This window comes from Rhizobium sp. M10 (assembly GCF_002531955.1).
GTDB lineage: Bacteria > Pseudomonadota > Alphaproteobacteria > Rhizobiales > Rhizobiaceae > Rhizobium > Rhizobium etli_C.
The window spans coordinates 80,791-105,015 of sequence record NZ_NWTA01000024.1; the positions used below are offsets into that span (position 1 = coordinate 80,791).

Annotated in this window: 21 protein-coding genes and 1 pseudogene; 10 read left to right on the forward strand and 12 right to left on the reverse strand. The window is 60.2% G+C overall.

Translation table 11 applies throughout. From position 1 onward, the window contains the following. The first annotated feature begins 9 nt into the window (after positions 1-9). The 7 genes from CO671_RS27585 to aspA all read left to right on the forward strand — a co-directional run bounded on the left by CO671_RS27585 (position 10) and on the right by aspA (position 8,710). Positions 10-1,845, forward strand: a complete 1,836-nt coding sequence (locus CO671_RS27585; protein WP_097608606.1) for an ABC transporter ATP-binding protein — start codon at positions 10-12, stop codon at positions 1,843-1,845. Between the two features lie 84 nt (positions 1,846-1,929). After that, positions 1,930-2,751: a bifunctional allantoicase/(S)-ureidoglycine aminohydrolase gene (locus CO671_RS27590; RefSeq protein WP_097608607.1), complete on the forward strand. Its 822-nt coding sequence runs from the start codon at positions 1,930-1,932 to the stop codon at positions 2,749-2,751. An 85-nt stretch (positions 2,752-2,836) separates the two neighbouring features. Further along, on the forward strand, positions 2,837-3,556 hold the full coding sequence (locus CO671_RS27595; protein ID WP_097608608.1) for a FadR/GntR family transcriptional regulator: 720 nt from the start codon (positions 2,837-2,839) through the stop codon (positions 3,554-3,556). Positions 3,557-3,608: 52 nt separating this feature from the next. Continuing rightward, positions 3,609-4,316 carry a FadR/GntR family transcriptional regulator gene (locus CO671_RS27600; RefSeq protein ID WP_097608609.1) on the forward strand — a complete coding sequence of 236 codons (708 nt, stop codon included), beginning with the start codon at positions 3,609-3,611 and terminating at the stop codon, positions 4,314-4,316. 235 nt (positions 4,317-4,551) lie between these two features. Further along, the gene (locus tag CO671_RS27605) at positions 4,552-6,024 is read left to right on the forward strand and encodes an amino acid permease (RefSeq protein ID WP_097608610.1); all 1,473 of its coding nucleotides are present in this window, start codon (positions 4,552-4,554) and stop codon (positions 6,022-6,024) included. Positions 6,025-6,084: 60 nt separating this feature from the next. Continuing rightward, the gene (locus CO671_RS27610; RefSeq protein ID WP_097608611.1) at positions 6,085-7,182 is read left to right on the forward strand and encodes an asparaginase; all 1,098 of its coding nucleotides are present in this window, start codon (positions 6,085-6,087) and stop codon (positions 7,180-7,182) included. Between the two features lie 100 nt (positions 7,183-7,282). After that, positions 7,283-8,710 (forward strand): aspartate ammonia-lyase, encoded by a 1,428-nt coding sequence (gene aspA, locus CO671_RS27615; protein ID WP_097608612.1) that lies wholly within the window; start codon positions 7,283-7,285, stop codon positions 8,708-8,710. A gap of 46 nt (positions 8,711-8,756) precedes the next feature. Here aspA and CO671_RS27620 read toward each other — a convergent pair whose 3' ends face one another. Beyond that, complete coding sequence (locus CO671_RS27620; RefSeq protein ID WP_097608613.1) at positions 8,757-9,686, reverse strand: TauD/TfdA family dioxygenase; 930 nt, start codon at positions 9,684-9,686, stop codon at positions 8,757-8,759. A gap of 298 nt (positions 9,687-9,984) precedes the next feature. Here CO671_RS27620 and CO671_RS27625 point away from each other — a divergent pair, with 298 nt between their 5' ends. Further along, positions 9,985-10,392 carry a carboxymuconolactone decarboxylase family protein gene (locus CO671_RS27625; protein ID WP_097608614.1) on the forward strand — a complete coding sequence of 136 codons (408 nt, stop codon included), beginning with the start codon at positions 9,985-9,987 and terminating at the stop codon, positions 10,390-10,392. Positions 10,393-10,490: 98 nt separating this feature from the next. Here the strand turns inward: CO671_RS27625 and CO671_RS27630 are convergent, their stop codons facing one another. Further along, on the reverse strand, positions 10,491-11,714 hold the full coding sequence (locus CO671_RS27630) for an MFS transporter (protein WP_097608615.1): 1,224 nt from the start codon (positions 11,712-11,714) through the stop codon (positions 10,491-10,493). A gap of 121 nt (positions 11,715-11,835) precedes the next feature. Here CO671_RS27630 and CO671_RS27635 point away from each other — a divergent pair, with 121 nt between their 5' ends. Further along, the gene (locus CO671_RS27635) at positions 11,836-12,432 is read left to right on the forward strand and encodes a TetR/AcrR family transcriptional regulator (protein ID WP_170965062.1); all 597 of its coding nucleotides are present in this window, start codon (positions 11,836-11,838) and stop codon (positions 12,430-12,432) included. A 295-nt stretch (positions 12,433-12,727) separates the two neighbouring features. Here the strand turns inward: CO671_RS27635 and CO671_RS27640 are convergent, their stop codons facing one another. The 6 genes from CO671_RS27640 to bhcA form a co-directional block, all read right to left on the reverse strand. Next, positions 12,728-13,663 carry an AraC family transcriptional regulator gene (locus CO671_RS27640; RefSeq protein ID WP_245425041.1) on the reverse strand — a complete coding sequence of 312 codons (936 nt, stop codon included), beginning with the start codon at positions 13,661-13,663 and terminating at the stop codon, positions 12,728-12,730. Between the two features lie 471 nt (positions 13,664-14,134). Next, positions 14,135-14,665: a VOC family protein gene (locus CO671_RS27645; RefSeq protein ID WP_097608616.1), complete on the reverse strand. Its 531-nt coding sequence runs from the start codon at positions 14,663-14,665 to the stop codon at positions 14,135-14,137. An 86-nt stretch (positions 14,666-14,751) separates the two neighbouring features. Beyond that, positions 14,752-15,717: an iminosuccinate reductase BhcD gene (gene bhcD / locus CO671_RS27650; RefSeq protein ID WP_097608617.1), complete on the reverse strand. Its 966-nt coding sequence runs from the start codon at positions 15,715-15,717 to the stop codon at positions 14,752-14,754. 1 nt (position 15,718) lies between these two features. Further along, the gene (gene bhcC / locus CO671_RS27655) at positions 15,719-16,882 is read right to left on the reverse strand and encodes a 3-hydroxy-D-aspartate aldolase BhcC (RefSeq protein ID WP_097608618.1); all 1,164 of its coding nucleotides are present in this window, start codon (positions 16,880-16,882) and stop codon (positions 15,719-15,721) included. Positions 16,883-16,893: 11 nt separating this feature from the next. Then, positions 16,894-17,841 carry a beta-hydroxyaspartate dehydratase BhcB gene (gene bhcB / locus CO671_RS27660; RefSeq protein ID WP_170965063.1) on the reverse strand — a complete coding sequence of 316 codons (948 nt, stop codon included), beginning with the start codon at positions 17,839-17,841 and terminating at the stop codon, positions 16,894-16,896. A gap of 12 nt (positions 17,842-17,853) precedes the next feature. Continuing rightward, the gene (bhcA, locus tag CO671_RS27665; RefSeq protein WP_097608620.1) at positions 17,854-19,044 is read right to left on the reverse strand and encodes an L-aspartate--glyoxylate aminotransferase BhcA; all 1,191 of its coding nucleotides are present in this window, start codon (positions 19,042-19,044) and stop codon (positions 17,854-17,856) included. A gap of 187 nt (positions 19,045-19,231) precedes the next feature. Here bhcA and bhcR point away from each other — a divergent pair, with 187 nt between their 5' ends. After that, on the forward strand, positions 19,232-20,041 hold the full coding sequence (gene bhcR, locus CO671_RS27670) for an HTH-type transcriptional regulator BhcR (protein ID WP_097608621.1): 810 nt from the start codon (positions 19,232-19,234) through the stop codon (positions 20,039-20,041). Between the two features lie 10 nt (positions 20,042-20,051). Here the strand turns inward: bhcR and glcF are convergent, their stop codons facing one another. The 4 genes and pseudogenes from glcF to CO671_RS27690 all read right to left on the reverse strand — a co-directional run. Further along, positions 20,052-21,374, reverse strand: coding sequence for a glycolate oxidase subunit GlcF (glcF, locus tag CO671_RS27675; RefSeq protein WP_097608622.1), 1,323 nt, complete (start codon positions 21,372-21,374; stop codon positions 20,052-20,054). Next, positions 21,375-22,529, reverse strand: a complete 1,155-nt coding sequence (locus tag CO671_RS27680) for an FAD-binding protein (protein WP_210201041.1) — start codon at positions 22,527-22,529, stop codon at positions 21,375-21,377. Then, positions 22,526-23,980 (reverse strand): FAD-linked oxidase C-terminal domain-containing protein, encoded by a 1,455-nt coding sequence (locus CO671_RS27685; protein WP_097608623.1) that lies wholly within the window; start codon positions 23,978-23,980, stop codon positions 22,526-22,528. Before CO671_RS27685 ends, CO671_RS27680 begins: the two co-directional genes overlap by 4 nt. A gap of 34 nt (positions 23,981-24,014) precedes the next feature. Beyond that, positions 24,015-24,225 (reverse strand): annotated as a pseudogene (locus tag CO671_RS27690) (hypothetical protein); the annotation flags it as partial.

Genomic DNA, 24,225 nt, shown 5'->3' on the forward strand with positions numbered 1-24,225 from the left:
GGAGCCGACATGGGCAGCGTCCAAGCACAATCGATCGAGACCGCCATCCCCGTTCTTTCCGTCGAGGGGCTGACGACGTCCTTTCTGGTCGACGGCGCCTGGAAGCCTGTCGTGCGCGACGTTTCCTTCACCGTGGCGCCCGGCGAAACCGTGGCGATCGTCGGCGAATCCGGCTCGGGCAAGAGCGTCACCTCGCTGTCGATCATGCGGCTGCTGCAGGCGGAAGTGAGCCGCATCGAGGGCCGCGTCATACTCGGCGGGCGCGATCTGCTGGCCTTGCCGGAACAGGCCATGCGGCAGGTGCGCGGCAATGAGGTGGCGATGATCTTCCAGGAGCCGATGACATCGCTCAATCCGCTCTTCACCATCGGCGATCAGATTTCCGAAGCGCTGCTCTGCCATTCCGATATCAGTAGGGCCGATGCCAGGGCCGAAACGATCAGGCTCCTGGAAAAGGTTCGCATCCCCTCGGCCGCCACGCGCTTCGACGAATATCCGCATCGTTTTTCCGGCGGCATGCGGCAGCGGGTGATGATCGCGATGGCGCTCGCCAGCCGGCCGAAACTGCTGATCGCCGACGAGCCGACAACGGCGCTCGACGTGACGATCCAGGGCCAGATCCTCGATCTCATCAAGATGCTGCAGGAAGAGGAGGGGACCTCGGTTCTCTTCATTACCCACGACATGGGCGTCGTCGCCGAGATCGCCGACAGGACGGTGGTGATGTATCGCGGCGAGCAGGTCGAGAGCGGCCCGACCGCCGATATTTTTCACCGCGGCAAACATCCTTACACCAGGGCGCTGCTGTCGGCCGTGCCGGTGCTCGGCTCGATGCAGGGCCGTCAGCGGCCGCTGCGTTTTCCCGTGGTCAATACGGCGACAGGGGAATCCGACATTCCGGCCGAGGCCGCCGATACCGTCGCAGCAACGCCGGTCTTGCAGGTGAAGAACCTCACGAAGCGTTTCGACATTCACTCCGGCCTGTTCGGCCGGCTGACGAGCCGCGTGCATGCGGTTGAAAACGTCTCCTTCGATCTGCACGCCGGCGAGACGCTGTCGCTTGTCGGCGAATCCGGCTGCGGCAAATCGACGACGGGCCGCGCCATCATGCGTCTCATCGAGCCGCAGGCCGGTTCCGTTCTCGTCGAGGGCAGGGAGGTGATCGGCCTCGACAAGAAGGATCTGCGCGAGATGCGCAAATCCGTGCAGATGATCTTCCAGGATCCCTTCGCCAGCCTCAATCCGCGCATGACGGTCGGTGCGGCGATCGCCGAGCCCTATCTTGAACACCGGATGGGCAATTCGAAACAGGCGAGGGAGGTCGTTGTCGACCTGCTGGTCAAGGTCGGCCTTTCCCCGGACATGGCTTCGCGCTACCCGCATGAATTTTCCGGCGGCCAGCGCCAGCGCATCTGCATCGCCCGGGCGCTCGCCTTGCAGCCGAAGGTCATCGTCGCCGACGAAAGCGTGTCGGCGCTCGATGTTTCGATCAAGGCGCAGGTCATCAACCTTATGCTCGACCTGCAGCAGAGCCTGAACCTCGCCTTCCTGTTTATCTCGCACGACATGGCGGTGGTCGAGCGCGTCAGCCACCGCGTGGCGGTGATGTATCTCGGCGAGATCGTCGAGATCGGCCCGCGCGCCGCCGTCTTCGAAAATCCGCAGCATCCCTATACGAAGAAACTCATCGCCGCCGTGCCGGTGCCGGATCCCGACCGCCGCCACGAAAAACGCATGGTGGCGAATGACGAGATCAAGAGCCCGATGCGTGCCGTCGACTATAAGCCCCCGGCCACCTTCTATCGCGAGGTCGGGCCCGGGCATCTGGTGATGGCCGACCGGTAGGTTGGTTTGGCCTATTCGCAGTTGCCTATCCGGCCCGCGGCGCATAAAGCAGATGCAGAAACAAATGCTTGGAAGCCCGGACCGATGAACAAGACAGATTATTTTTCGAAGCTCGGCGGATTGCCGCCGCAGACCCAGCTGCTTTCCGGCAGGGCGGTTTTCACCACGGCTTACGCGGTCATCCCCCGCGGCGTCATGAGCGACATCGTCACCAGCCTCCTGCCGCATTGGGAGGGGACGCGGGCATGGGTTCTCTCCCGTCCGCTCTCCGGCTTCTCCGAGACCTTCTCGCAATATGTGATGGAGGTTCAGCCGGGCGGCGGAAGCGATCGGCCGGAGCCGGACAAGCGGGCCGAAGCGGTGCTGTTTGTCGTTGAAGGCGGCATGACGGTGGAGCTCGAAGGCGTCAGCCATACGCTGCGCGCCGGCTCCTTCGTCTATATTCCTGCCGGTTCGGCCTGGCGCCTGAAGAATGATGGCTCGGCTGCCGTGATCTTCCACTGGGTTCGAAAGGCGTTTCAGGAAGTCGAGGGACTGGAGCCGCCGCCGGCGATCGTCACCCATGAGGATGACCATCCGATCCGGGCCATGCCCGACACCGACGGGCGCTGGGGCACGACCCGCTTCATCGATCCGGCCGATGTGCGCTATGACATGCACGTCAATATCGTCACGCTGGAGCCGGGCGCGGTGATCCCGTTCATGGAAACCCATGTCATGGAGCACGGGCTCTATGTGCTGGAGGGCAAGGCGGTCTATCGCCTCAACCAGGACTGGGTCGAGGTCGAGGCTGGCGATTTCATGTGGCTGCGCGCCTTCTGCCCGCAGGCCTGCTATGCCGGCGGCCCCGGCCGCTTCCGCTACCTGCTCTACAAGGACGTCAACCGTCACATGAAGCTCTGGTAGGCCCCGCGTCGGCATCCCGCCGGCGCGTCTGCACGCACCTGTCCGGTTGCTTGACAGCTCTTTCGAATGCCCGCATCGTCCTTCGATGCAGGATATGGATTCATGGCTGTCGGAGAAGAAAGAGATAGGCCGGAGAAACGCTGCCGAAGCGGTCTTCGAAGATATCCGCACGGCTATTGTTAGTCGGAAACTGGCGCTCGGAACCCGTCTTCCCGCGGAGGTGCAGCTTGCCGAACGTTACGGCATCAGCCGGGCCATCGTGCGTGAGGCGCTTCGCTCGCTGCAGACGCTGGGTTTCACGCAAACCAGGACGGGGCGGGGCACGTTCGTCGTCTCGGAGAGCCCGGCGCGGCAGCTCGGCGGCGGCGCCTATTCCGCCCGCGATCTCATGGAGGCGCGCCCCTGCATCGAGATCCCGGCTGCGGGATGGGCGGCATTGCGGCGCTCGAACGCGCAACTGGCGTCGCTCTCATCCTTGTGCGACCGGATGGACGAGGAGGAGGACGTTCAGACATGGGTGCGGATGGACGCTGAGTTTCATGGAGAGATCGCCGAAGCCTCGGGCAACGCGATCTTCCGGAAAGTCGTCGCCGATGTCCGCGGCGCTCTTTCGACGCAATCGGAACTGGTGGAGCATGTTCGCGGCCGGCGCAAAGCCTCCAACGCCGAGCACCGCCGCATTCTGCAGGCCATTGCCGCAGGCAGCGAGGCGGATGCGCGCGCCGCCATGGCGGAGCACCTGCTCGAGGTCAAGCGCTCCATCATCGGCATTGCCGGTGAAGAGCGCGCGCCGCTGACGATATGATTTCCACTGTCGCGCCCGGATATCCGGGTCGCTGCCGATCGAATGCAAAGCGATGAATGATCTAGAAAGCTGGCTTTCCGACTCCGCGATCCTCAGTCGAAAAAGCGCCTCGGAACTGGTTTTCGAGGAGTTGCGCAATCTCATTCTGTCCGGCCGCTTTGCCGCCGGTTCGAAGCTGCCGTCGGAAGCGAAACTCGCGGCAAAATACGGTGTCAGCCGCCCGATCGTGCGGGAAGCGCTGCGCTCGCTGCAGATTTTGGGGCTGACGGAGACGCGGACCGGGAGCGGGACCTATGTGCTTACCGCCGCAGCCGACGGAGATATCCGCTACGGCAATTATTCGGCGCGTGATCTGATGGAGGCGCGTCCCTTCGTCGAGGTATCAGCTGCCGGCTGGGCGGCGCTGCGCCGGAGCGACGATGAGCTGTCCCGGCTGCTGGCGCTTTGCGACCGGATGGAACAGGAAGAAGATACCGAGGTCTGGGTGCGGCTGGATTCGGATTTTCACGGGCTGATTGCCGAGGCATCGAAGAATGCCGTTTTTCGCGACATTGTCGATGATGTCCGCGAGGCGATGGCGCGGCAGTCCGGGCTGCTGACCGCCTTGGGGCCGAGGCGTCAGGAATCGAATGAAGAGCATCGCGCCATCGTCGAAGCCATCCGCAAAGGGGCGGAGGCCGAAGCCCAGGCGGCAATGGAAATTCATCTGAAGAAGGTCGAGGCGGCTGTCAGCCGTATCATCGGCGCCGAGTCGCACTAAGGTCTGTGGCGCTCTCAACAACGCCTTCGTGAATCGATGTAATCCTGCCGCCAAAGACCGCCTCTCCCAGGCCGTCGGTTACGCATCCACAAATAGCAGAGCAAAAATCCTTGACTGCAGGGTAGTTTTTCCTTTAATCGGCAAACCTGTCAGACCGCATAGCAGATTAACATCTTTATGGATCTGCGCGGAGGGGCGGCCGGGAGGTTGCCGAACCCATGGATAGGGAGGAGAAATGACAGTGATGCAATCCAACAGAAGCGAGGCCGATGGCCAGGTCTTTGCCGAGGAGGACCTCGGTTACCACAAGGCGCTGAAGCCGCGGCAGATCCAGATGATCGCCATCGGCGGCGCCATCGGCACGGGGCTGTTTCTCGGCGCCGGCGGCCGGCTTGCCGCTGCCGGTCCGGCACTTGTGCTGGTCTATGCCTTGTGCGGCTTTTTCGCCTTCCTCGTTCTCAGAGCCCTCGGCGAACTGATCGTCCATCGCCCGACCTCGGGCTCGTTCGTCTCCTATGCCCGCGAATTTTACGGCGAAAAGCTCGCCTTCGCGGTCGGCTGGATGTATTGGCTGACCTGGGCGATGACGGCGGTCGCCGACGTCACTGCAGTCGCCCTCTACATGAATTTCTTCAAGGCCTATGTCCCGTGGATCGCGATGATCGATCAGTGGGTGTTTGCGCTGGCGGCGCTGGTCCTCGTCCTCTCGATGAACCTCCTGTCGGTGAAGGTCTTCGGGGAACTGGAATTCTGGTTCAGCCTCGTCAAGGTCCTTGCCCTCGTCGTCTTCCTGATCGTCGCCGTCTACTTCGTCGTCACCGGCACGCCGATCGATGGCCATGTTCCGGGCCTGAACACGATCACCGATTTCGGCGGCGTGTTCCCGAACAGCGTCCTGCCGGCTCTCGTGGTGATCCAGGGCGTGGTCTTCGCCTATGCCTCGATCGAGCTGATCGGCACCGCCGCCGGTGAAACCGAAAATGCCCGCAAGGTCATGCCGCGGGCGATCCGCACGGTCGTGCTGCGCCTCGTGGTCTTCTATGTCGGCTCGGTCCTGCTGCTGTCGCTGCTGCTGCCTTATACCGCCTATAAGGGCGGCGAGAGCCCGTTCGTGACCTTCTTCGGCAAGATCGGCATCCAGGGCGCCGACGTCGTCATGAACCTCGTGGTGCTGACCGCCGTCCTGTCGTCGCTCAATGCCGGCCTCTATTCGACCGGCCGCATCCTGCATTCCATGGCGATATCAGGCTCGGCGCCGGCCGCACTGGCGAAAATGAACCGCTCCGGCGTGCCCTATGTCGGCATTGCGGTGACGGCTGTCGTGACCGCCTTCGGCGTCGTGCTGAACGCCGTCGTTCCGGCAGAAGCCTTCGAGATCGGCCTGAATGTCGCCGCCCTCGGCATCATCGCCGCATGGGGGGTGATCGTGCTCTGCCAGCTCAAGCTGTGGCAGCTGTCGCGGCAGGGCAAGCTGGCGCGGCCTGAATTCCGGATGTTCGGCGCGCCCTATACCGGCGTGCTGACCCTGGGCTTCCTTGCTGTCGTCGTGATCCTGATGGCTCTCGACTATCCGGTTGGAACCTACACGGTCGCTTCTCTGGCCCTGATCATTCCGGCGCTGGTGGTCGGCTGGCTCTTGATGCGTGAGCGCATCCACATGCTCGCCGCCGAACAGGGCGAGGATCGCGGCGGTTTCGATCTCGCCTGATACCCAAGCTTTCTCCGGCGGCGCAGTCGCCGCCGGGGTGCGGCATGAATGGAGAGAGACATGAGTGAGGATTTCGTCGTCACCGATCGTGGCGGGATCGTCGAGAACAGGCACCGCGTCCACGCGGCGGTCGTCGATGCCAAGGGCAGGCTGCTCTACACGCTCGGAAATCCGGCGCGCCTGACGCTTGCCCGCTCCGCCGCCAAGCCGGCCCAGGCGCTTGCCATCCTGGAGACGGAGGGTGTCGAGCGTTTCGGCTTCGATGATGCGGATATTGCGCTGATGTGCGCGTCCCACAGCAGCGAAGAGCGGCATATCGCGCGCACGCGAACCATGCTGTCGAAGATCAAGGCCGAGGAGGCCGACCTTCGCTGCGGCGGCCATCCTTCGCTGTCGGAAACGGTCAACCGCGTCTGGATCAAGCAGGACTTTATCCCGACGGCAGTCTGCAGCAATTGTTCGGGCAAGCACGTCGGCATGCTTGCCGGCGCCCGGGCGATCGGGGCAGGCATGGAGGACTACCACCTGCCGGATCATCCGATGCAGGGGCGGGTCAAGCGCGCGCTCGCCGAACTCTGCGATCTGGACGCCCGGGAGGTCGAATGGGGGATCGACGGATGCAATCTCCCGACCCCCGCCTTTGCCCTGGACCGCCTGGCCCGCATCTATGCCAAGCTTGCCGCGGCAGCCGACGGGGAAGAGGCGGGCGAGGCTTCGTCGACGCGGGGGCCGGCACTCGCCCGCATCTTCCAGGCAATGGCGCGCCATCCTGACATGGTTGCGGGCGAGGGACGCTACTGCACGCTGCTGATGCGCGCATTCAACGGTGCCCTCATCGGCAAGCTTGGAGCCGATGCCAGCTACGCGATCGGTGTGCGGGCCTCGGATGAAACCCGGCGATTGGGAACGGACGGGGCGCTCGGCATCTCGGTCAAGATCGAGGACGGCAATCTTGAAATCCTTTACGCCGTCGTGACGGAGCTCCTCGAGCGGCTCGGCATCGGTTCGCCTGAGATCCGAAGCCGGCTCGCGCCGTTCCATCATCCCCCGCGCGTGAACACGATGGGTGTTACAACAGGCGGCGTGTCTTTTCCATTCAAGCTGCGCGGATCGAAGCCGCACGAGGACGATCCTCGTCCTGCCGCTCTGGCCCGATGACACCTCCGGACGCGGCCATTCCGCCGCGTCTGCGCCCATCCTCTTCTTCATCCCGTCGCCGCAATGCGTGCTTGCAGCGCCCCTTTCGAAAGTTCCTGCCATGACGACATCCGATATGACTGCTATCCGCGTTGAGCACGACCTGATCGGCGATCGCGACGTACCGGCCTCGGCCTATTACGGCGTGCATACGCTGCGCGCGGTCGAGAATTTTCCGATTACCGGTCAGACCCTGAAAGAATCGGCGGATCTGATCGCATCGCTGGCGGCGATCAAGCAGGCGGCGGCTGAGGCCAATGTTAGCCTCGGCCTTCTGGATCGGGAGCGGGCCGACGCCATCATTGCGGCCTGTATCGAAATCCGCGACGGAGCGCTGCACGACCAGTTTGTCGTCGATCTGATCCAGGGCGGGGCGGGAACCTCGACCAACATGAACGCCAACGAGGTGATTGCCAACCGGGCGCTCGAAATCCTCGGCCATCGCCGCGGCGACTACCAGCACCTGCATCCGAACGAGCACGTCAATCTCTCGCAATCCACCAACGACGTCTATCCGACGGCGTTGAAGCTTGCCGCATGGATCGGCGTTCACCGTCTGGTCGACGCCATGGCGATCCTGCGCCGGGCCTTCGAGGCCAAGGCGGTCGAGTTCGCCGACGTCCTCAAGATGGGCCGTACCCAATTGCAGGACGCCGTGCCGATGACGCTCGGGCAGGAATTCGGAACCTACGCGCTGATGCTGGCGGAGGATGAGGCACGCCTTTCCGAAGCGGTGTCGTTGATCCGCGAGATCAATCTCGGCGCGACGGCGATCGGCACTGGCATCACCGCCCATCCTCGCTATGCGGCGCTGGTGCGCGAGCGCCTGTCTGCGATCGTCGGCGTCGATCTGGTGACGTCACCTGACCTGGTGGAGGCGACGCAGGATTGCGGCTCGTTCGTGCAGCTTTCGGGCGTCCTCAAGCGGGTGGCGGTCAAGCTTTCCAAGACCTGCAACGACCTGCGGCTTCTGTCCTCGGGGCCGCGCGCCGGCTTCAACGAGATCAATCTGCCGGCACGCCAGGCCGGCTCCTCGATCATGCCCGGCAAGGTCAACCCTGTTATCCCTGAAGTGGTCAACCAGGTCGCCTTCGAAGTGATCGGCAACGACGTGACGATCACCATGGCCGCCGAGGCCGGCCAGCTGCAGCTGAACGCCTTCGAGCCGGTGATCTTCTACAGCCTCTATCGCAGCCTGAGCCATCTCACCAATGCCTGCCTGACGCTCGAGGCGAATTGCATTCGAGGCATCACCGCCAACCGCGAAAGGCTGCGGCAGATGGTCGAGCAATCGATTGGCATCGTGACGGCGCTCAACCCCTATATCGGCTACCGCAATGCCACCGAGGTTGCGCTGGAAGCGCATCATTCGGGACGGGGGGTCTATGAAATCCTTCTCGAACGCGGGTTGATGCAGAAGGAGCATCTCGATGCGGTGCTGCGCCCGGAAACGCTGACCCGGCCGAGCGAGAAGCTGTCCTTCTCGTAAGGCATGCGGCGCATTTTGCTTCCGGGCGACACTCATATGTGCGCGATCACGCCGCCTTTGCTTGCGGCTTGGCAGCCTTGACGTGGGTTACGCTGCGGCGGCCGTCGATGCTGACGGGAACGTCACCATCGACGGTGGCGCGGCGCACGACGCGGTGCTGGTCGCCATAATCGTTGACGGCATAGTGCTGCGTGGCGCGATTGTCCCAGATCGCCACGTCGCCGGCTCTCCAGCGCCAGCGCACGGTATTTTCCGGAGCGGTGACGTAAGACTGGAACACCTCGTAGAGTTTTACGGAGTCGCTCTTCGACAGGCCGACAAGGCGCTGAACGAAGTTGCCGAGCAACAGCGATCTTTCGCCGGTTTCCGGATGGACACGCACGACCGGATGCTCGGTCTCGTAGATGGTCGAGGTGAAAACCTCCTCGAAATGCTTCTTCTCCTCGGCGGTGGCGCGAGGGCGCACGGCGGCATAGTCATAGGCATTGCTGTGAATGGCCCATAGATGATCCGCCAGCAATTTGAGCGGCGCTGGCAGGCTTTCATATGCGGCATGGGTGTTGGACCAGATCGTGTCGCCGCCAGCCGCCGGAATGACGACGCCGCGAAGGACGGAGAATTTGGGGTAGGCGTCGACGAAGGTGACGTCGGTGTGCCACTGGTCCGCCCTGCCGCCGCCGCGGCTGGAATCGAGATTGAGGATGGACGCCGTGCCGGCGACCGGTCCCTGGGTTGGATGCGGCACGAGATCGCCGAGGCGGCGTGCGAAGGCTTCCTGTTCTGGATCGTCAAGATGTCCCTGATCGCGGAAGAAGATCACCTTGTGCTTCAGGAGAAGCTGGTTGATGGCGGCCACCGTTGCATCCGAAAGCTCTCCGCCGAGGCGGATGCCTTTGATTTCGGCGCCAACACGGCCGGTCAGCGGGACGGTATCGGACTCGGGAATGATCTGATTGACGAGAACCGGATTGCTCATGGAAATCTCCTGTTTGATCTGGAAGAAAACGGCGGGTTACATGCGCCCAAGGATGCATCCATTGGGCGTTCGAAATCTCAGCGCTGAAGTCGACAGGGCTATGGAACCGCATAATCTACAAAATCTGTAGACAATAATTTCTAATTTTGCCTGCTTTCGTGAAACAGCCGCTTCGATTTCCTCGCCAGGCGGGAGGCTGGCGGCCGCTGCCGTTTCTTCGTATCTTCCGCCGACGGCGCGGGATCGCCGAACAACATCATGCTTGATGCCGTAGATCGGCGCCGGAAAGGAACTTTCGATGGCAACAGTCAAACTTCTGTCGGATCAAGAGGCCGCAGACATTCCGGCCGTGCAAGCCGTGTTCGATGACATCAGGGCGACACGCAAGACCGATTTCATCAACAACTTCTGGCGTGCTCTTGCAAACGACCCCGCAAACCTCAAGCGAGTATGGGAGACGCTCAAATCGGTCATGACGGTTGAAGGCGCCATCGATCCGTTGACGCGGGAGATGATCTACATAGCGGTGTCGACGGCCAATGCCTGCCAGTACTGCGTTCAATCCCACACCGCAGCCGCCCGGGCGCGAGGGATGAGCGATGCCCAACATGGCGAACTCCTGACGATCATCGGGCTTGCCGCGCAGACAAACCATCTCGCCCTCGCCATGCAGGTTCCGCCCGATCCGGAATTCGAGGTGCGATAGAAAACAACGGACGGTTCGCATCAAGGCGTGCGACTGCTCGCCGCAGGGCGTATTTCTACCAGCGGCGAGCGAAAGCGAAGATGGGGAACGCGGTTGTATCACTCTGCAGGTTGCCTGAGCGGGAGCGGCGCCACTGTTCGGTCTCCAGTGAGACTCTGCTGACCCATGCCTATGATCAGTACTGCAGACAAGCTGGCTGCGACCGAAACCCAAAAACCATTGCTCGGGCCGTAAGTGTCGACCACCCAGCCGGAGACGAAGGCGCCGAGCGCCATACCGATACCAATGCCGGTCATAACCCAGGTCACACCTTCCGTCAGCATCGATTCCGGCACGCGGCGCTCGATGAGCCCGAAGGCGGTGATGAAGACGGGTGAGATGGCGATGCCGCTCACGAAGACTGCGAAGGCAAGCAGCCAGACAGAACTGCTGGCGATGAGAAGTGGTAGAGCGGTGAGCGCAAGCACGCCGACAGCGATTAGCAGTTGGCGCTGGAGGGCCAGCTTGGGGTTTATCGCTCCGATTATGAGGCCAACCATGAAAGAGCCAATGGCATAAACGCCGATGACGAAGCTGGCAGCTTCAGGCCGCCCGAGCTCTTTGGTAATTGCAACAGCGCTGACCTCAGCCGTGGCGAAGGTAGAGCCGACAAAGACCAACGCGAGCGTGATAATCTGGACCGGGCGCAACCAGATTGCCGACCGATGGTTGGCGCCCATGTCGACCCGGCGCACTTTCGGTTCTGTCGAACGCTGCACGAGAAAGGCAAAACTGCCGAGCGCCATAAAGAGAGTACTCACGATCATGCCCGCCTCCGGGAACAGCGAGACAGCCAGGCCGACAGAAAGCGATGCGCCAGCGATATAGACAAGTTCGTCCGCAGCGGATTCAAAGGCGAAGGCTGTATTAAGCTCAGGTCTGTCGCGAAAGATCTCTGTCCAGCGGGCACGCAGCATTGCTGGAATACTGGGCATTGTTGCAGCAAAGAGTGCCGAGAGGAACAGCGTCCACGAAGGCCAACCCTGGTTTGCGGCCGCGATCAGCGTCCCGAATGCGATCACCGAGACGACGGTGGTGGGGATCAGGACGGCCCGTTGGCCCAGCTGATCCACCTGCCGCGAAATCTGCGGGGAGATCACGGCGTTGGTCAGCGCAAAGGTCGCGGAGACAGCGCCGGCGAGCCAATATCCTCCATGAGTCTGAGAAAGCATGGCGACGATACCGATCGGCGCCATCGCTATTGGAAGGCGGGCGAAGAAACCTGCAGCGGAAAAGCTTTTAGTACCGGGCGCGCGGAAAATTTCTACATATGGATTATGCATCGGCGTGTTCCGTGTTAGAGCTAACGCCACGTACATACGTAACGTATGTAAATGTGTAATCAAATACACGGCGTATGTCAATTAACATACGGTACGTATGAGAATGGATGATGGAGGACCTATGCGCAGGTCACGTAATGAAATGATTGCTGAGACTCGGGCTAAGCTCTTGGCTGCAGGCCGAAGAGCATTTGGTGCCTCTGGTTACGCCGAATCTTCCATGGACGACTTTACAGGTGAAGCCGGACTCACGCGCGGCGCTCTTTATCATCACTTCGGCGACAAGAAAGGACTGTTCGCGGCCGTTGTAGCCGAGATCGACAGCGAGATGACGGCCCGACTCTGCGAGATCTCTTCTATGGCATCGACGCGCTGGCAGGGATTCGTGGATGAGAATATTGGTTACGTCCTAATGGCGCTGGAGCCGGAACTTCAGCGCATCATGTTTCGTGATGGGCCGGCCGTCCTCGGCGATCCATCGCAGTGGCCGAATGCAAACGGCTGCATCGCCGCGGTGGCCCAAAGTCTCGAGACCTTGAAACAAGAAGGTGTCATCGTCGATATCGACCCTGAAGCCGGTGCTCGCCTGATCAACGCCGCCAGCAGCAGTGCGGCGCAATGGATCGCTAATGCCGAAAATCCGGATGCCATCGCGAAGCGGGCTGTGGAGAGCTTTCGAACCTTTTTGGAGGGCCTGCGCGCCAATAAGTTTGACTAAGCTGACGCTGTCGAATCGTTGGTGCGATCGCCAGCCATATCGCAGAAAGGCGCGCCGAGGGCAGAAAAGTCAGCTAGGGCTGGCGGAGATCGTTGGCAACCGTCGAGAAGTAGCCATGCGCCTTGCCGGCCGCCATTGTTTTTCCTTGGCATGTCGCACTTTGAGTTGAGATTGACAACTTTAAATTGTAGGCGTGGCGTAATCTATCTTATGGAACCGCATTATGTCGCTAATGATGCCTTCAGATATAGGCATTCGTTCGAACTGGTGGACACTGGGAAGATGATCGAATTGATTATACGAGGTCGGAGTTACTTTTGGAAATCTCCAAAAGCTTCCGCTCCTCACGCGCAGTACGACCGAAGTGCCGATGGAATTCTCGGCTAAATTGGGACGTGCCCTTATAGCCGACCGCTTGTCCGACTGCGGCAATGTTCACATCGCGGGACCTGAGCAAATTTCGGGCGTCGTGAAGCCTCGCCGCCTTCAGATATTCGAGCGGTGTGGAGCCAAATAGTGCCTTAAAATGGCTATGATACGACGAAAGCCCAAGCTCGGCCGACGCGGCAACCGTGTTAATTGTGATTCCAACTCGCCGCCGATCCAAGAGTTCAGCGGCGGTCTTGAGTACTTTGCCACGTGCCCCCCTTCCCTCGAGCCCAGCAAGAATTGCGCTGCCCTCATCGCGTTGAAGTAACAAAAAGTGAAGCTCGCGAATAAGGCCTTGAATTAAAATTCGACACGCCAGGGGATCACATAGCGTTGTCAGCAGGCGGTAGAGAAAGTCTTTCATTGAATCATCGATCCGACCAGACGTCTGGCATATCGCCGCAGGTTTGCTGATCGCGCCACCTTGCCACTCCATCTGCGAAGCGATATCCATTGCCGTGGCTGGGTCAAACGCTACGTGGACAGACAGCAACGGCTTTGTGACGGCAGCATCGGTATCGATGTGGAATGCGACAGGGGCCGAAGTCAGCATAAAATGATCTGGATCAACGATGTGGACGTTGCCGGGACAAGATAGCTTTTCCGTCCCTTGCAGAATGAAGAGCGTTCCCGGTTGCTGAAACTTGGGGACATTCTTGGCTGCAGAGTCCGCGCGAAAAACACTGACGGTCGGCGCCGGCGTTATGTGATGCCCAACGGTCGGCGCCAGCGCCTCCGCAAGTTCTAATACGCGGTATGGCCAGCCAACTACCATGGAAAAGACATGCGCCTCATCGGCCAACAATCAAAGTTTCGATCCCGCTACGTTTATCGCTCCTGTTCCGAGTAACGGTCGAAATGAAATTCCAATAGACGAGGTTCTCTTTTGCCAGATCTGTGATGATCTATTTTAGAGCGTATGCAACAGGCAGCAACCACAGCCTTCAACGCGATTGGTCGATAGCGCGCCTCCAAATCACAAGCGTGAGTCACAGTATCAAGTCGCTTTATTGTCATGACGAGTTCCCTGGGGATTGGTAATTGCCGCCTCCAGCAGTCAGTTGATGAGAAGCGTTAAGCTTCACAGATTGTCGCCTCTCTTCCAAGGTCGCTGGTTCTGCGCGGATGTTAACGTATACAATCAGGCAATGTTGCCTATGTCAACGATTACATTCAGCGCTATGAATGCGATGCCCCTCCTCTGCAGCCGCGACTCGTTGCCGCAAATAACGAGCGGTGATCGGCTTGAAGACGAATGGCAACTCATGATCCTTCAAGTGAGGCGCGGATCCCAAAGTCGAGCTTGCGTTTCCGCCTCGTAATCCTTCCCTGTCGGATAGGTTATGAGTTCCAACTGCAGTCCCCAAGGCGCCAGGAAATAAAGCCAAGTCACGCCATGGTCCGGCCCCCCCGGTTCAACAACCGGATTGCCGAGTATGCGAATGTTGTGGTGACGCAGATGCTCAACAGCCCTTTCGATATCTTCCACGTAGAACGCGATGTGATGCCCGCCGATATCGCTGTTTTTGGGTGCAACATTTTTCTGATCGGGAGAATCGTATTCGAACAGCTCTAAGTTCGAGTTATTCCAACAGCGCAGAAACGCCACGCCGCGAATTCGCGCGCGCCGGTGGACATTCAACTGATCCCTCATGAACGTGCCTTCGTCATCTCCGAACGCGCCGGCACGATAGATAAGTTCGCATCCGATCACATCGCAGAAGAAGGCAATTGCCTCGCCAAGATTGGGCACAGTGATGCCGATGTGATCGAAGCCACGAAAGCCTGGAAGTCCACTGCTCATCGAAAACCTCATGCTCGGCCACACATAGAAGAAGTGGGAACCGGTCCTTTCAAAACTCGCGCCTCGACCGGAATGATTAGCGACGATTAGAAATCGACTTCGATCGCTACACCTTTCGAAACCGCAAGGTCGACGACAGCCGAGGCCACCGCCAGATCCTGCAGTCCGACGCCTGTTCCGTCGAACAAGGTAATGTCGTCGGCTGAGCGGCGCCCTTTCACGTCGCCTGTGATGACAGCGCCAATCTCAAGAATGTCTTCTTCTGCGATCAGGCCCTCGGCGATGGCATGCTGGCATTCGCCGATGGTTATCGCCTGCGCCACTTCATCGGTGAAGATCGAAGACGCAGCCACCAGCTTGGCGTCCACCTCCTGCTTGCCCTTGGTATCGGTTCCCATACAGGCCAGATGCGTGCCCGGACGAACCTGGGAGGCCATCAGGCTGGGACTGAATGACGAGGTTATCGAGATGATCACGTCGGCCTCTGCTCCGAGCCTGTCGAGATCGACGGCTTCGAAGGGTAAGCCGATCTCTCTGGCAACGTCCTCGAGGCGGGCCAGCATTTCCGGATGATAGTTCCAGGCAACCACTTTCTCGAAGTTTCGCTGCTGGACTGCTGCCCTTAGCTGGAAGGTTGATTGATGTCCGGCGCCGATAATGCCGAGGATCTTCGCGTCTTCACGGGCCAGATATTTGATCGAGATTGCAGACGCCGCTGCGGTCCGTAATGCGGTCAGAAGATTTCCGCCCACCACAGCACGGCATCGTCCGGTGTCCGCGTCGAACAGGAATACCGTCGATTGGTGGTTGGTCAGGCCCTTTTCCGCATTTTTCGGCCAAAAACCTCCGGATTTCAGACCGAGAGAGAGGCTCTCCCGGTCGAAACCTGATTTGAATCCGTAGAGCGCGTCTGCATATCCTATCGATTCGCGGACCACCGGAAAATTATAGGCCGATTTTCTGGCCATGGCGGCGAACACCTGTTCTACAGCGGTAAAGCATTCGGCCGATCCGATCAGATCTGCAATTGCGCGCTCTGGAACGATGATCATCTCAATACGCCTTGCCTCTTGCCGATACCGGCCAAAGTGTTTCGACCTTGCCGTTGCGGACGCCGACATACCAGTCGTGGACATTGCAGGTCGGATCGCAATGGCCGGGAACGAGACGAAGCTTCTCGTTTATCTTCAGGACGCCATGCGGATCTTCGATGACGCCGTGTTCGTCGGTGCATTTGACGTATTTCACGTCGCTGCGGCCAAAGACGAAAGGCAGACCGGAATCGACCGACTGTGACTTTAGGCCAGCGTCGCAAATCGCCTTGTCGGCCTTCGCGTGGCTCATCACGGTGGTCAACAGAAAGAGCGCGTTTTCCCATTCGCCCCTGTCGATCCGGTTGCCGTCCTTGTCCTGGATGCGTCCGTAGTCGGCGTCCATGAAAGCGTAGCTTCCGCATTGCAGCTCGTTATAGACGCCGGAATTGCTCTCGAAGTAGTAGCTGCCGGTACCGCCGCCGCTCACCAGTTCAGGCTGCAGGCCGACGCTCTTCAGAGCTTCGACAGCGTCCTTCACCTGTGCAATGGCGACGTCGAGCTTGAGCTTGCGGTCTTCATACTTGTCGATGTGCTGCATGGCGCCCTGATAGGCCTGGATGCCGGCAAAGCGGAGGCCTGGAGCCGCATCGATAGCGCGAGCAAGCGCGACAACGGCTGAACTCGTGGTGACCCCGCACCGACCGGCACCGCAGTCGATTTCAACGAAGCAATCCAGAGACGTGCCATGTTTCCGGGCTGCGGTGGACAGTTCAGCGACATTGTCCAGGTCGTCGACGCATACGATTATCCTGGCGCCCTGCTGGGGAAGTCGGGCAAGGCGATCGATCTTCAGCGGATCGCGCACCTGGTTGGAGACGAGGACGTCCCGGATCCCGCCTCTGACGAAGACCTCTGCTTCGGACACTTTTTGGCAGCACACGCCGATGGCTCCGCCCAATTGCTCTTGGAGGCGCATGACGTCCACGGACTTGTGCATCTTGCCATGGGCGCGGTGACGCATATTGTGCGCTTTGGCGTAGTCACCCATCTTCCGGATGTTTCGCTCCAGCGCGTCGAGATCGAGGATCAGGCACGGCGTCTGGATGTCCTCGACACTCATTCCCGGCAGAGCCGGTACATCATAGCCGACTTGAAGGCCGTCGAAGTTTGCTTGCATGTTCATTTACCTCTCCCTTATTGCCAGGGTAACGTGTCGAGATCGACATTGCCGCCGGTGACGATGACGCCGATGCGCTTGCCGGAAAACAGGTGTTTGTTCTTCAGAATGGCCGCCAGCGGAACGGCGCTCGACGGTTCCATGACGATTTTCATACGCTTCCAGATGAGCTTCATGGCATCGATGATGTCAGTCTCCGATGCAGTGAGGATGTCGCTGACATTGTTCTTTACGAAGTGCCAGGTCAGCTCTTTCAGCGGAACTTTCAAACCGTCCGCGACGGTGTTGGGCGCGTCGTCGGCGATGATGTGTCCGGCCTTGAAGCTACGATAGGCATCGTCGGCCTGTTCGGGTTCGGCGGCATAGATCTTCACCCTTGGCGCAAGATTTGTCAGCGTCAGGCAGGTGCCCGATACCATGCCGCCGCCGCCGATGGGTGCAATCACCGCGTCCAGGTCATCGACCTGCTCTATCAGTTCCTTCGAGCATGTCGCCTGGCCGGCGATGACGCGGGGGTCGTTATAGGGATGAACGAATTCGGCGCCCGTTTCGGCGACGACCTCGGCGAAAACCGCCTCGCGCGATGACGTCGATGGCTCGCATTCGACGACCTGGCCGCCGTAGCCCCGCACCGCGTCCTTTTTGGCTTGCGGTGCCGTCCGCGGCATGACGACGGTGCACGGAATTCCCCGGCGCCCGGCGGCATAGGATAGGCAGGTGCCATGGTTGCCGGACGAATGGGTGGCAACGCCCCTCGCCGCTTGCTCTTCGCTGAGGCCAAAGACCGCATTGGAGGCGCCACGGGCCTTGAAGGCACCGGCTTTCTGCAGGTTCTCGCATTTGAAAAACAGATTGGCACCGACAAGCGTGTCGATGAACGTCGAGGTAAGGACAGGCGTGCGATGGATGTGCGGTTTGATGCGCTGATGGGCTTCAAACATGTCGGATAGAGTGGGTATGTACATCTGGATCAGACCTCAGGCGACCATTTCGACAGCGGACGTTTGGCTATTGCGATAGATCGCCTGTGCCGCGGCAACGCCGGAGCCGAGTTTGATGTTGAGGCCCAGATCGACCATGACCATCTCGGCCGTGGCAATACCGGACAGCGCCATCACATCCGTCATGCTGCCGACGTGACCGATGCGGAACACCTTACCCGCGACGTCTCCGAGGCCGGCACCGAAGGCGACGTCGTATTTTGTCGCAGCGTGCGTGACAAACCGGGAGGCATCGAAACCGGCAGGCGTCTGAACCGCGGTGACCGTGTCGGAATAGAGCTCCTCGCGCGCGGCGTAGAGCTCAAGCCGCCAGGCCCCAACCGCGGCGCGAACACCGGAGGCGATGCGCCTGTGGCGCGCAAAAACGTTCTCCAGCCCCTCTTGAAGAAGAAGCTCCATCGATACTTTGAGACCGTTCAGGAGCCCGACCGACGGCGTATAGGGGTAGCCGTTGGTCGAATAGCCCTTGGCCATATCGCGCACGTCGAAGAAGGCCCGCGGAAGTTTCGCCGTTTCCAGTGCCGCCATGGCCTTGGGTGAAAAGGCGGTAATCGCCAGACCGACAGGCAGCATGAATCCCTTCTGCGACCCGGTCACGGCAACATCGACGCCCCATTCGTCCATTCGAAAGTCCATCGAAGCGATGGAGCTGACGCCGTCGACGAGTAGCAGAGCGGGATGATTGGCGGCATTCAGCAGCCTGCGCACCGCCGCAACGTCGGACTTGACGCCGGTCGCGGTTTCGTTGTGGGTAACGAGAACGGCCTTGATCTCGTGCGCCTTGTCGCCGTTGAGAAGTTCCTCGTATTGCGCCAGCGGGACGCCGTCGTGCCAGGAGGACTCGATAGCATCGACTTTCAGCTGGTAGCGCCGGCACATGTCGATCCACTTATGGCTGAACATGCCGTGTCGGCCAGCCAGGACGCGATCGCCCGGGCTCAACGTATTCGTGATCGCCGTCTCCCATCCCCCGCTGCCCGTGGCAGGAAAAATGAAAACGGAAGCAGTTTCGGTTTTGAGAACCTGTTTCACACCCGCCAGAGCGGGATGAAGGATTTCGCCGAACATCGATGAACGATGGTCCATGGTCGGCATGTCCGCCGCCTTGCGCAAGATTTCCGGCATGTTCGTGGGGCCTGGGATGAAAACCGGATTTTGTCCGTACATGGTATGCATCCTCCTGTGCTTTCAAACTAGATAACATGGGTTTGCGCGAAGATATATTTTTTTGAAAAATATTTTCAATCGTGTAATAATTTGGTATTTTATAATGAATTTCAATAGTTTGATATTTTTCATTGCGTGAATTCGTTTTTCAGTTAACGATAAAAGCCTGCAATTGCGAGGGTGATCGATGCAAAACTTAAACCGACGGCGAGGGCGCCCGAAATCCTTCAACGAACCCCAGTCCTCAAGCGTCATACAGTCGCTCGATCGCGCTCTGGATGTCTTGGAGGCGCTGGCGTCGCCGGAAGGAATGACGCTGTCTGAACTTTCTGCCCATCTCGATCAATCGCCCGCGACGATGCATCGCGTTCTTGCCACACTCGAACGCCGCGAGTTCGTCGAGATCAGCCCTGATCGGCAGGTCTGGTTCATCGGCCCGGAAGCCTACCGCACCGGAGCGGCATTTCTGCGCCGATCCAATGTCGTCGAACGAAGCCGCCCGATCATGCGCGAATTGATGCTGGAGACAGGAGAGACGTCGAACCTCGGCATAGAGAAGGACGGGAATATTCTCTTCATCAGCCAGGTCGAGACACATGAATCCATACGGGCCTTTTTTCCGCCCGGAACTCTTTCGCCTCTTCATGCATCCGGCATCGGGAAGGCGTTGCTGAGCACCTATGATGATGGTCGCCTTTCCGCCCTGTTCAAGACTTCCACTTTGAAGCGGTTTACCGAAAATACCGCGCGCTCGGTCGCTCAGTTGAAAGAGGAACTGATCGTCAGCCGGGAGCGGGGCTATGCGATTGACGATGAGGAGCGGACCAAAGGCATGCGCTGTGTCGCCGCGCCGATCTTGAATGTACACGGCGAAGCCGTGGCCGGTATATCCGTCTCCGGTCCTACGCATCGAATGCCTGACCGGCTCATCGGGCAAATCGGCGAGCGCGTCGCCGGAGCTGCGAAAACCGTTTCTCGCAGATTGGGGGGCGGATAGCCTCACGATCTCAACCGCCGCGCCGCGCCGGTCGCCCAGATCGAAGCTTGGAAAGACCTCTCGGTTTTGGCCCGCCGGTTGCCCAATCCAGCAGTTCAACGGTGTGGACGATCGGAAGCTCGGTACCCGAACCGATCTGCATCATGCAGCCGATATTGCCGGTGCTGATCAGCTGCGGGCGAACGGCCTCGATGGTTGCGACTTTGTGCGATTGCAGTTGCTGCGATATTGCCGGCTGCAGCAGATTGTAGGTGCCTGCCGAACCGCAGCAGATGTGGGAATCGCGCGGCTCGACCACATCGAAGCCCGCCGATTTCAGGAGATCCTTCGGCTGGGCGCGAATTTGCTGGCCATGCTGCAGGGAGCAGGCGCCGTGATAGGCGACGCGAAGCGGATCGGCGTGCCCAGCGTCCTCAAGCCCGATATCCGCCATGACTTCGGTGACATCCCTGGCAATAGCCGAAACGCGCTCGGCGTCGGCCGCTATCGGGCCGTTTCGGAACATATGTCCGTAGTCTTTGACGGTGGTCCCGCATCCGGACGTGTTGATAACGATGGAATCCAGCCCTCCCCCGTCAAGCTCCCGAACCAAGGCGCGAATGTTGGCGCTGGCCATGGCGTGACTTTCCTCGGCCTTTCCCATGTGATGCGTGAGCGCTCCGCAGCAGCCGATGCCTTTCGGAACGACCACCTCGCAGCCGTGGCGGGTCAGAAGCCTGATCGTTGCGTCGTTGATATCCGTGTTCAGCGCACGCTGGGCGCAGCCGATCAGGAGAGCCACGCGTTTGCGCCGCTCGCCTTTTGGAGGAAATACTTGTGGCCTGTCGTTGTTGCTGACCTTAGGGATGCTCTCCGGCACCATCTCCAGCATTGCCCGCAACCGGGCATCGGGAACAAGGCGCCGCAGGGGGCGGGCCAATTTGGCTGCGGTCAAAGCCCAGCGGAACCGCTGAGGATACGGCACTATCCGGGCCAGCAGCCATCGCAACGCCCGATCGTCCCAGCGGCGGGTATAATTCTTCTCGATATAATCGCGCGCGTGATCGATCAGGTGCATATAGTTCACGCCGGAAGGGCATGTCGTCATGCAGCTGAGACAACTAAGGCAACGGTCGATGTGCTTTACGGTTGCGTCGTCGGGAACCCTGTCGTTTTCCAGCATATCCTTGATCAGGTAGATCCGGCCGCGCGGACTGTCGAGTTCATCGCCCAGCACACGATATGTCGGGCAGGTTGCCGTGCAGAAGCCGCAATGGACGCAGGACCGCAGAATCTCGTTTGATGTGCGTGTAGCCGGGTCTGAAAGCTGGGTCTGATTGAAATTCGTCTGCATCTAGCTGTCCATCAAACCGCGGTTCAGGATTGCGGCGGGATCGAACTGGTTGCGCAATGCCTTCGAGAGGCGAGCAACAGCTTCGCCTTCAGGCGCGAACCTCGGGCCGCAAAATGGGCTTTCATTGCGCATCAACAGGGCCTGTCCGGTGCCGCAGGCCCTGCGAACCTCAAGCGGCTCCGCCTGCCCCGCAAACCAGATCAACCCGCCTCCCCAATCGAGCGATACGGTTCCTCCAAGGTTCTCGAGTGCGGATGCGACGATCGGCGCATCCGTCGGCTTGACCAGGATTCGCCACAGCGGCAACTGCGGGTCGTCAAAGTGGTGCAGGTCTCGCAGCCGGCTCCACAGGTCCTTGCTCACAACATCGTAGAGAAAGTCGATATTATAGTGAGGTAGCAGGTCGAATATCTTTTCGCGCCTGTATTTAACCTGCTTGGAGCGCCCCTCGATCCTCAGCCAGGCGGTCCCGGATCTAAAGGCGGCGCCGGAGATTTCCATGGGGCTGGCAAGCGCGGTTTGAAAAATCCGGCTCGCTTCCGACACCGACACATTGTTGAAGCCGACCGACAGCTCGCTTTCGGGCGCTGGCAGCGTCTTTATGGCCACTTCCGTCAGGACGCCCAGTGTGCCGAAGGAACCACAGAGAAGTTTGCCAAGATCGAGACCCGTGACGTTCTTCATCACCCGGCCGCCGTTCTTGATGATCCGGCCCCGGCCATCGGCAAAGCGAACCCCAAGCAGATGGTCCCTGCAGGCGCCGATCTGGACGCGCCGCGGCCCTGAAGCATTGGTCGCAACCACGCCGCCGATGGTTGGAACACCGCCCGTGCTAAGAACGGTTCGATGATCCATGGGCTCGAAAGCCAGTGCCTGGCCTTCTATGGCAAGCGTCGCCTCGATTTCCTCAACGGGCGTCCCCGCTCGGGCGATCAGCGTCATGGCACCAGGTTCGTAGGTCACGATGCCGCTGAGGCGCCGGGTCGTCAGCGTGGTGGTTTCGAATGGAAAACTCGGCTTCAGGCGAGTGCCGCCGCCCATGATTTGGAGCGCTTTTACCGTCTTGCAGGCCTCATCCAGGAAGGCGGAAAGTTCAAGTTCGTCCGCGGGGGCGAAGAAGGTCTCTACGGATGCAGGCATGTTGCCTTCTGTCATCGTGATCGAGCTCTCTCGCGGTAGGGCTTACTCACCTCAAGGGGAAAGACTTTGGCAGCGTTCAACAGCCAGGCCGGATCGAAGACGTCCTTGATCGCCATCTGGATGTCCATGTCCGTCATGTTGAATTGTGCAGCCATGAGATCGCGCTTTTCGATGCCGACCCCATGCTCGCCGGTCAGGCAGCCGCCAACGTCAACACAAAGACGAAGAATGTCGGCGCCGAAAGCTTCGGCGCGCTCCAACTCGCCCGGCGCGTTGGCGTTGAACAAGATGAGCGGATGCATGTTTCCGTCACCGGCATGAAAGACGTTGGCGACTTCCAGGCCGTATTGCGTTGAGAGCTCGCCGATGCGCTTCAGCGTATAGGGGAGTTTCGAAACCGGCACCGTTCCGTCGAGGCACAGGTAGTCGCCGAGACGACCCATCGCGCCAAACGCCGACTTGCGGCCTTTCCAGATCGCGAGCGATTCATCGGCGTTTCGGCTGCTGCGAAACTCTACCGCTCCCAGCGCCTCAGCGATGGCGCGAATGCGCTGGGTTTGTTCGTCGATCTCCTCTTCGGATCCCTCGACCTCGACGATCAGAACGGCGGCGCAGGCGGGATATCCGGCTTTGGCAAATGCTTCGACCGCGCGCAGGCACACGTCGTCCATATATTCGATCGCCACCGGCAGCAGACCGGAGCGGATGATGCGACCGACGCATTCACCGGCAATCTCGGCGCTTTCGAAACCGATCAACATCGGCCGGGCGCCTTCGGCCTTGGGCATTATCTTCAAGGTCGCCTCGGTGATGATCGCCAGCTGGCCTTCGGAACCACACAAGAGTCCGAGAATATCAAGACCGGTCGTCCCCAAAAACGGCCCACCGAGCTCGACGACTTCGCCGCTCGGCAGCACCATGCGAAGGCCCATCAGATTGTTCGTGGTGACGCCGTATTTGAGGCAGTGTGCGCCCCCTGAGTTCATCGCGATATTGCCGGCAATCGTACAGGCAAGCTGCGACGATGGGTCGGGCGCGTAGAAAAATCCATCCGCGTCCAGTTCGGCGCTCACGGCAAGATTGGTGACACCGGTCTGGACCCGGATAAATCGGTTTGCCGTGTCGACTTCGAGGATCTCGCGCAGCCGGATCGTGCTGATAACGACGCTATCTGCGGTGGGCAAGGCGCCGCCGGCGAGCGAGGTCCCTGCCCCGCGAGGCACGACGGGGACGCGGCGCTCATAACAGACACGCATCGCTGTCGCGACCTCCTCGGTACTGCGCGGCAAGACGACCGCAAGCGGCGGACAGCGATAGGCTGTCAGTGCGTCACATTCATAGGCCCGGGTCTCCTGCGGATCCGAAATCACGGTGCCTTTGGGCAAGGCCGCTTCCAATTCGGCGATGATCTGAGGCAATCGCGCCAGAATGTCAGCACGCGGCTCCGGCATGGCTATCGTTGACATGATCTTTCCCTTGCGTGCTTCGTGCGTCCGACGGTCAAATCACACCCATTTCGCAATCGAGGGTCCTCCCGTTCCCGGGCACCGGATCTCTCTGCGGTCGCGGGGCTTTTTCGCGCGCCGCCCTCAGCCGCGCGAAGTCGTCGCCGGCATGGTGGGAGGAGCGGGTCAGCGGGCTTGAGGCGACCATCAGGAAACCCTTGCTGTAGGCGACCGTCTCGTAGGACTTGAACTCGTCGGGGGTGACG

Bases quoted from the DNA above. Each gene is read 5' to 3' on its own strand.
- CO671_RS27630 (WP_097608615.1), bottom strand. From the start codon at position 11,714: ATGCATAATCCATATGTAGAAATTTTCCGCGCGCCCGGTACTAAAAGC.
- bhcD (WP_097608617.1), bottom strand. From the start codon at position 15,717: ATGATCATCGTTCCAGAGCGCGCAATTGCAGATCTGATCGGATCGGCC.
- CO671_RS27625 (WP_097608614.1), top strand. From the start codon at position 9,985: ATGGCAACAGTCAAACTTCTGTCGGATCAAGAGGCCGCAGACATTCCG.
- CO671_RS27590 (WP_097608607.1), top strand. From the start codon at position 1,930: ATGAACAAGACAGATTATTTTTCGAAGCTCGGCGGATTGCCGCCGCAG.
- CO671_RS27610 (WP_097608611.1), top strand. From the start codon at position 6,085: ATGAGTGAGGATTTCGTCGTCACCGATCGTGGCGGGATCGTCGAGAAC.
- CO671_RS27620 (WP_097608613.1), bottom strand. From the start codon at position 9,686: ATGAGCAATCCGGTTCTCGTCAATCAGATCATTCCCGAGTCCGATACC.
- bhcB (WP_170965063.1), bottom strand. From the start codon at position 17,841: ATGTACATACCCACTCTATCCGACATGTTTGAAGCCCATCAGCGCATC.
- CO671_RS27595 (WP_097608608.1), top strand. From the start codon at position 2,837: ATGCAGGATATGGATTCATGGCTGTCGGAGAAGAAAGAGATAGGCCGG.
- CO671_RS27635 (WP_170965062.1), top strand. From the start codon at position 11,836: ATGCGCAGGTCACGTAATGAAATGATTGCTGAGACTCGGGCTAAGCTC.
- CO671_RS27645 (WP_097608616.1), bottom strand. From the start codon at position 14,665: ATGAGCAGTGGACTTCCAGGCTTTCGTGGCTTCGATCACATCGGCATC.
- aspA (WP_097608612.1), top strand. From the start codon at position 7,283: ATGACGACATCCGATATGACTGCTATCCGCGTTGAGCACGACCTGATC.
- bhcA (WP_097608620.1), bottom strand. From the start codon at position 19,044: ATGTACGGACAAAATCCGGTTTTCATCCCAGGCCCCACGAACATGCCG.
- bhcR (WP_097608621.1), top strand. From the start codon at position 19,232: ATGCAAAACTTAAACCGACGGCGAGGGCGCCCGAAATCCTTCAACGAA.
- glcF (WP_097608622.1), bottom strand. From the start codon at position 21,374: ATGCAGACGAATTTCAATCAGACCCAGCTTTCAGACCCGGCTACACGC.
- bhcC (WP_097608618.1), bottom strand. From the start codon at position 16,882: ATGAACATGCAAGCAAACTTCGACGGCCTTCAAGTCGGCTATGATGTA.
- CO671_RS27600 (WP_097608609.1), top strand. From the start codon at position 3,609: ATGAATGATCTAGAAAGCTGGCTTTCCGACTCCGCGATCCTCAGTCGA.
- CO671_RS27585 (WP_097608606.1), top strand. From the start codon at position 10: ATGGGCAGCGTCCAAGCACAATCGATCGAGACCGCCATCCCCGTTCTT.
- CO671_RS27605 (WP_097608610.1), top strand. From the start codon at position 4,552: ATGACAGTGATGCAATCCAACAGAAGCGAGGCCGATGGCCAGGTCTTT.
- CO671_RS27685 (WP_097608623.1), bottom strand. From the start codon at position 23,980: ATGTCAACGATAGCCATGCCGGAGCCGCGTGCTGACATTCTGGCGCGA.
- CO671_RS27680 (WP_210201041.1), bottom strand. From the start codon at position 22,529: ATGACAGAAGGCAACATGCCTGCATCCGTAGAGACCTTCTTCGCCCCC.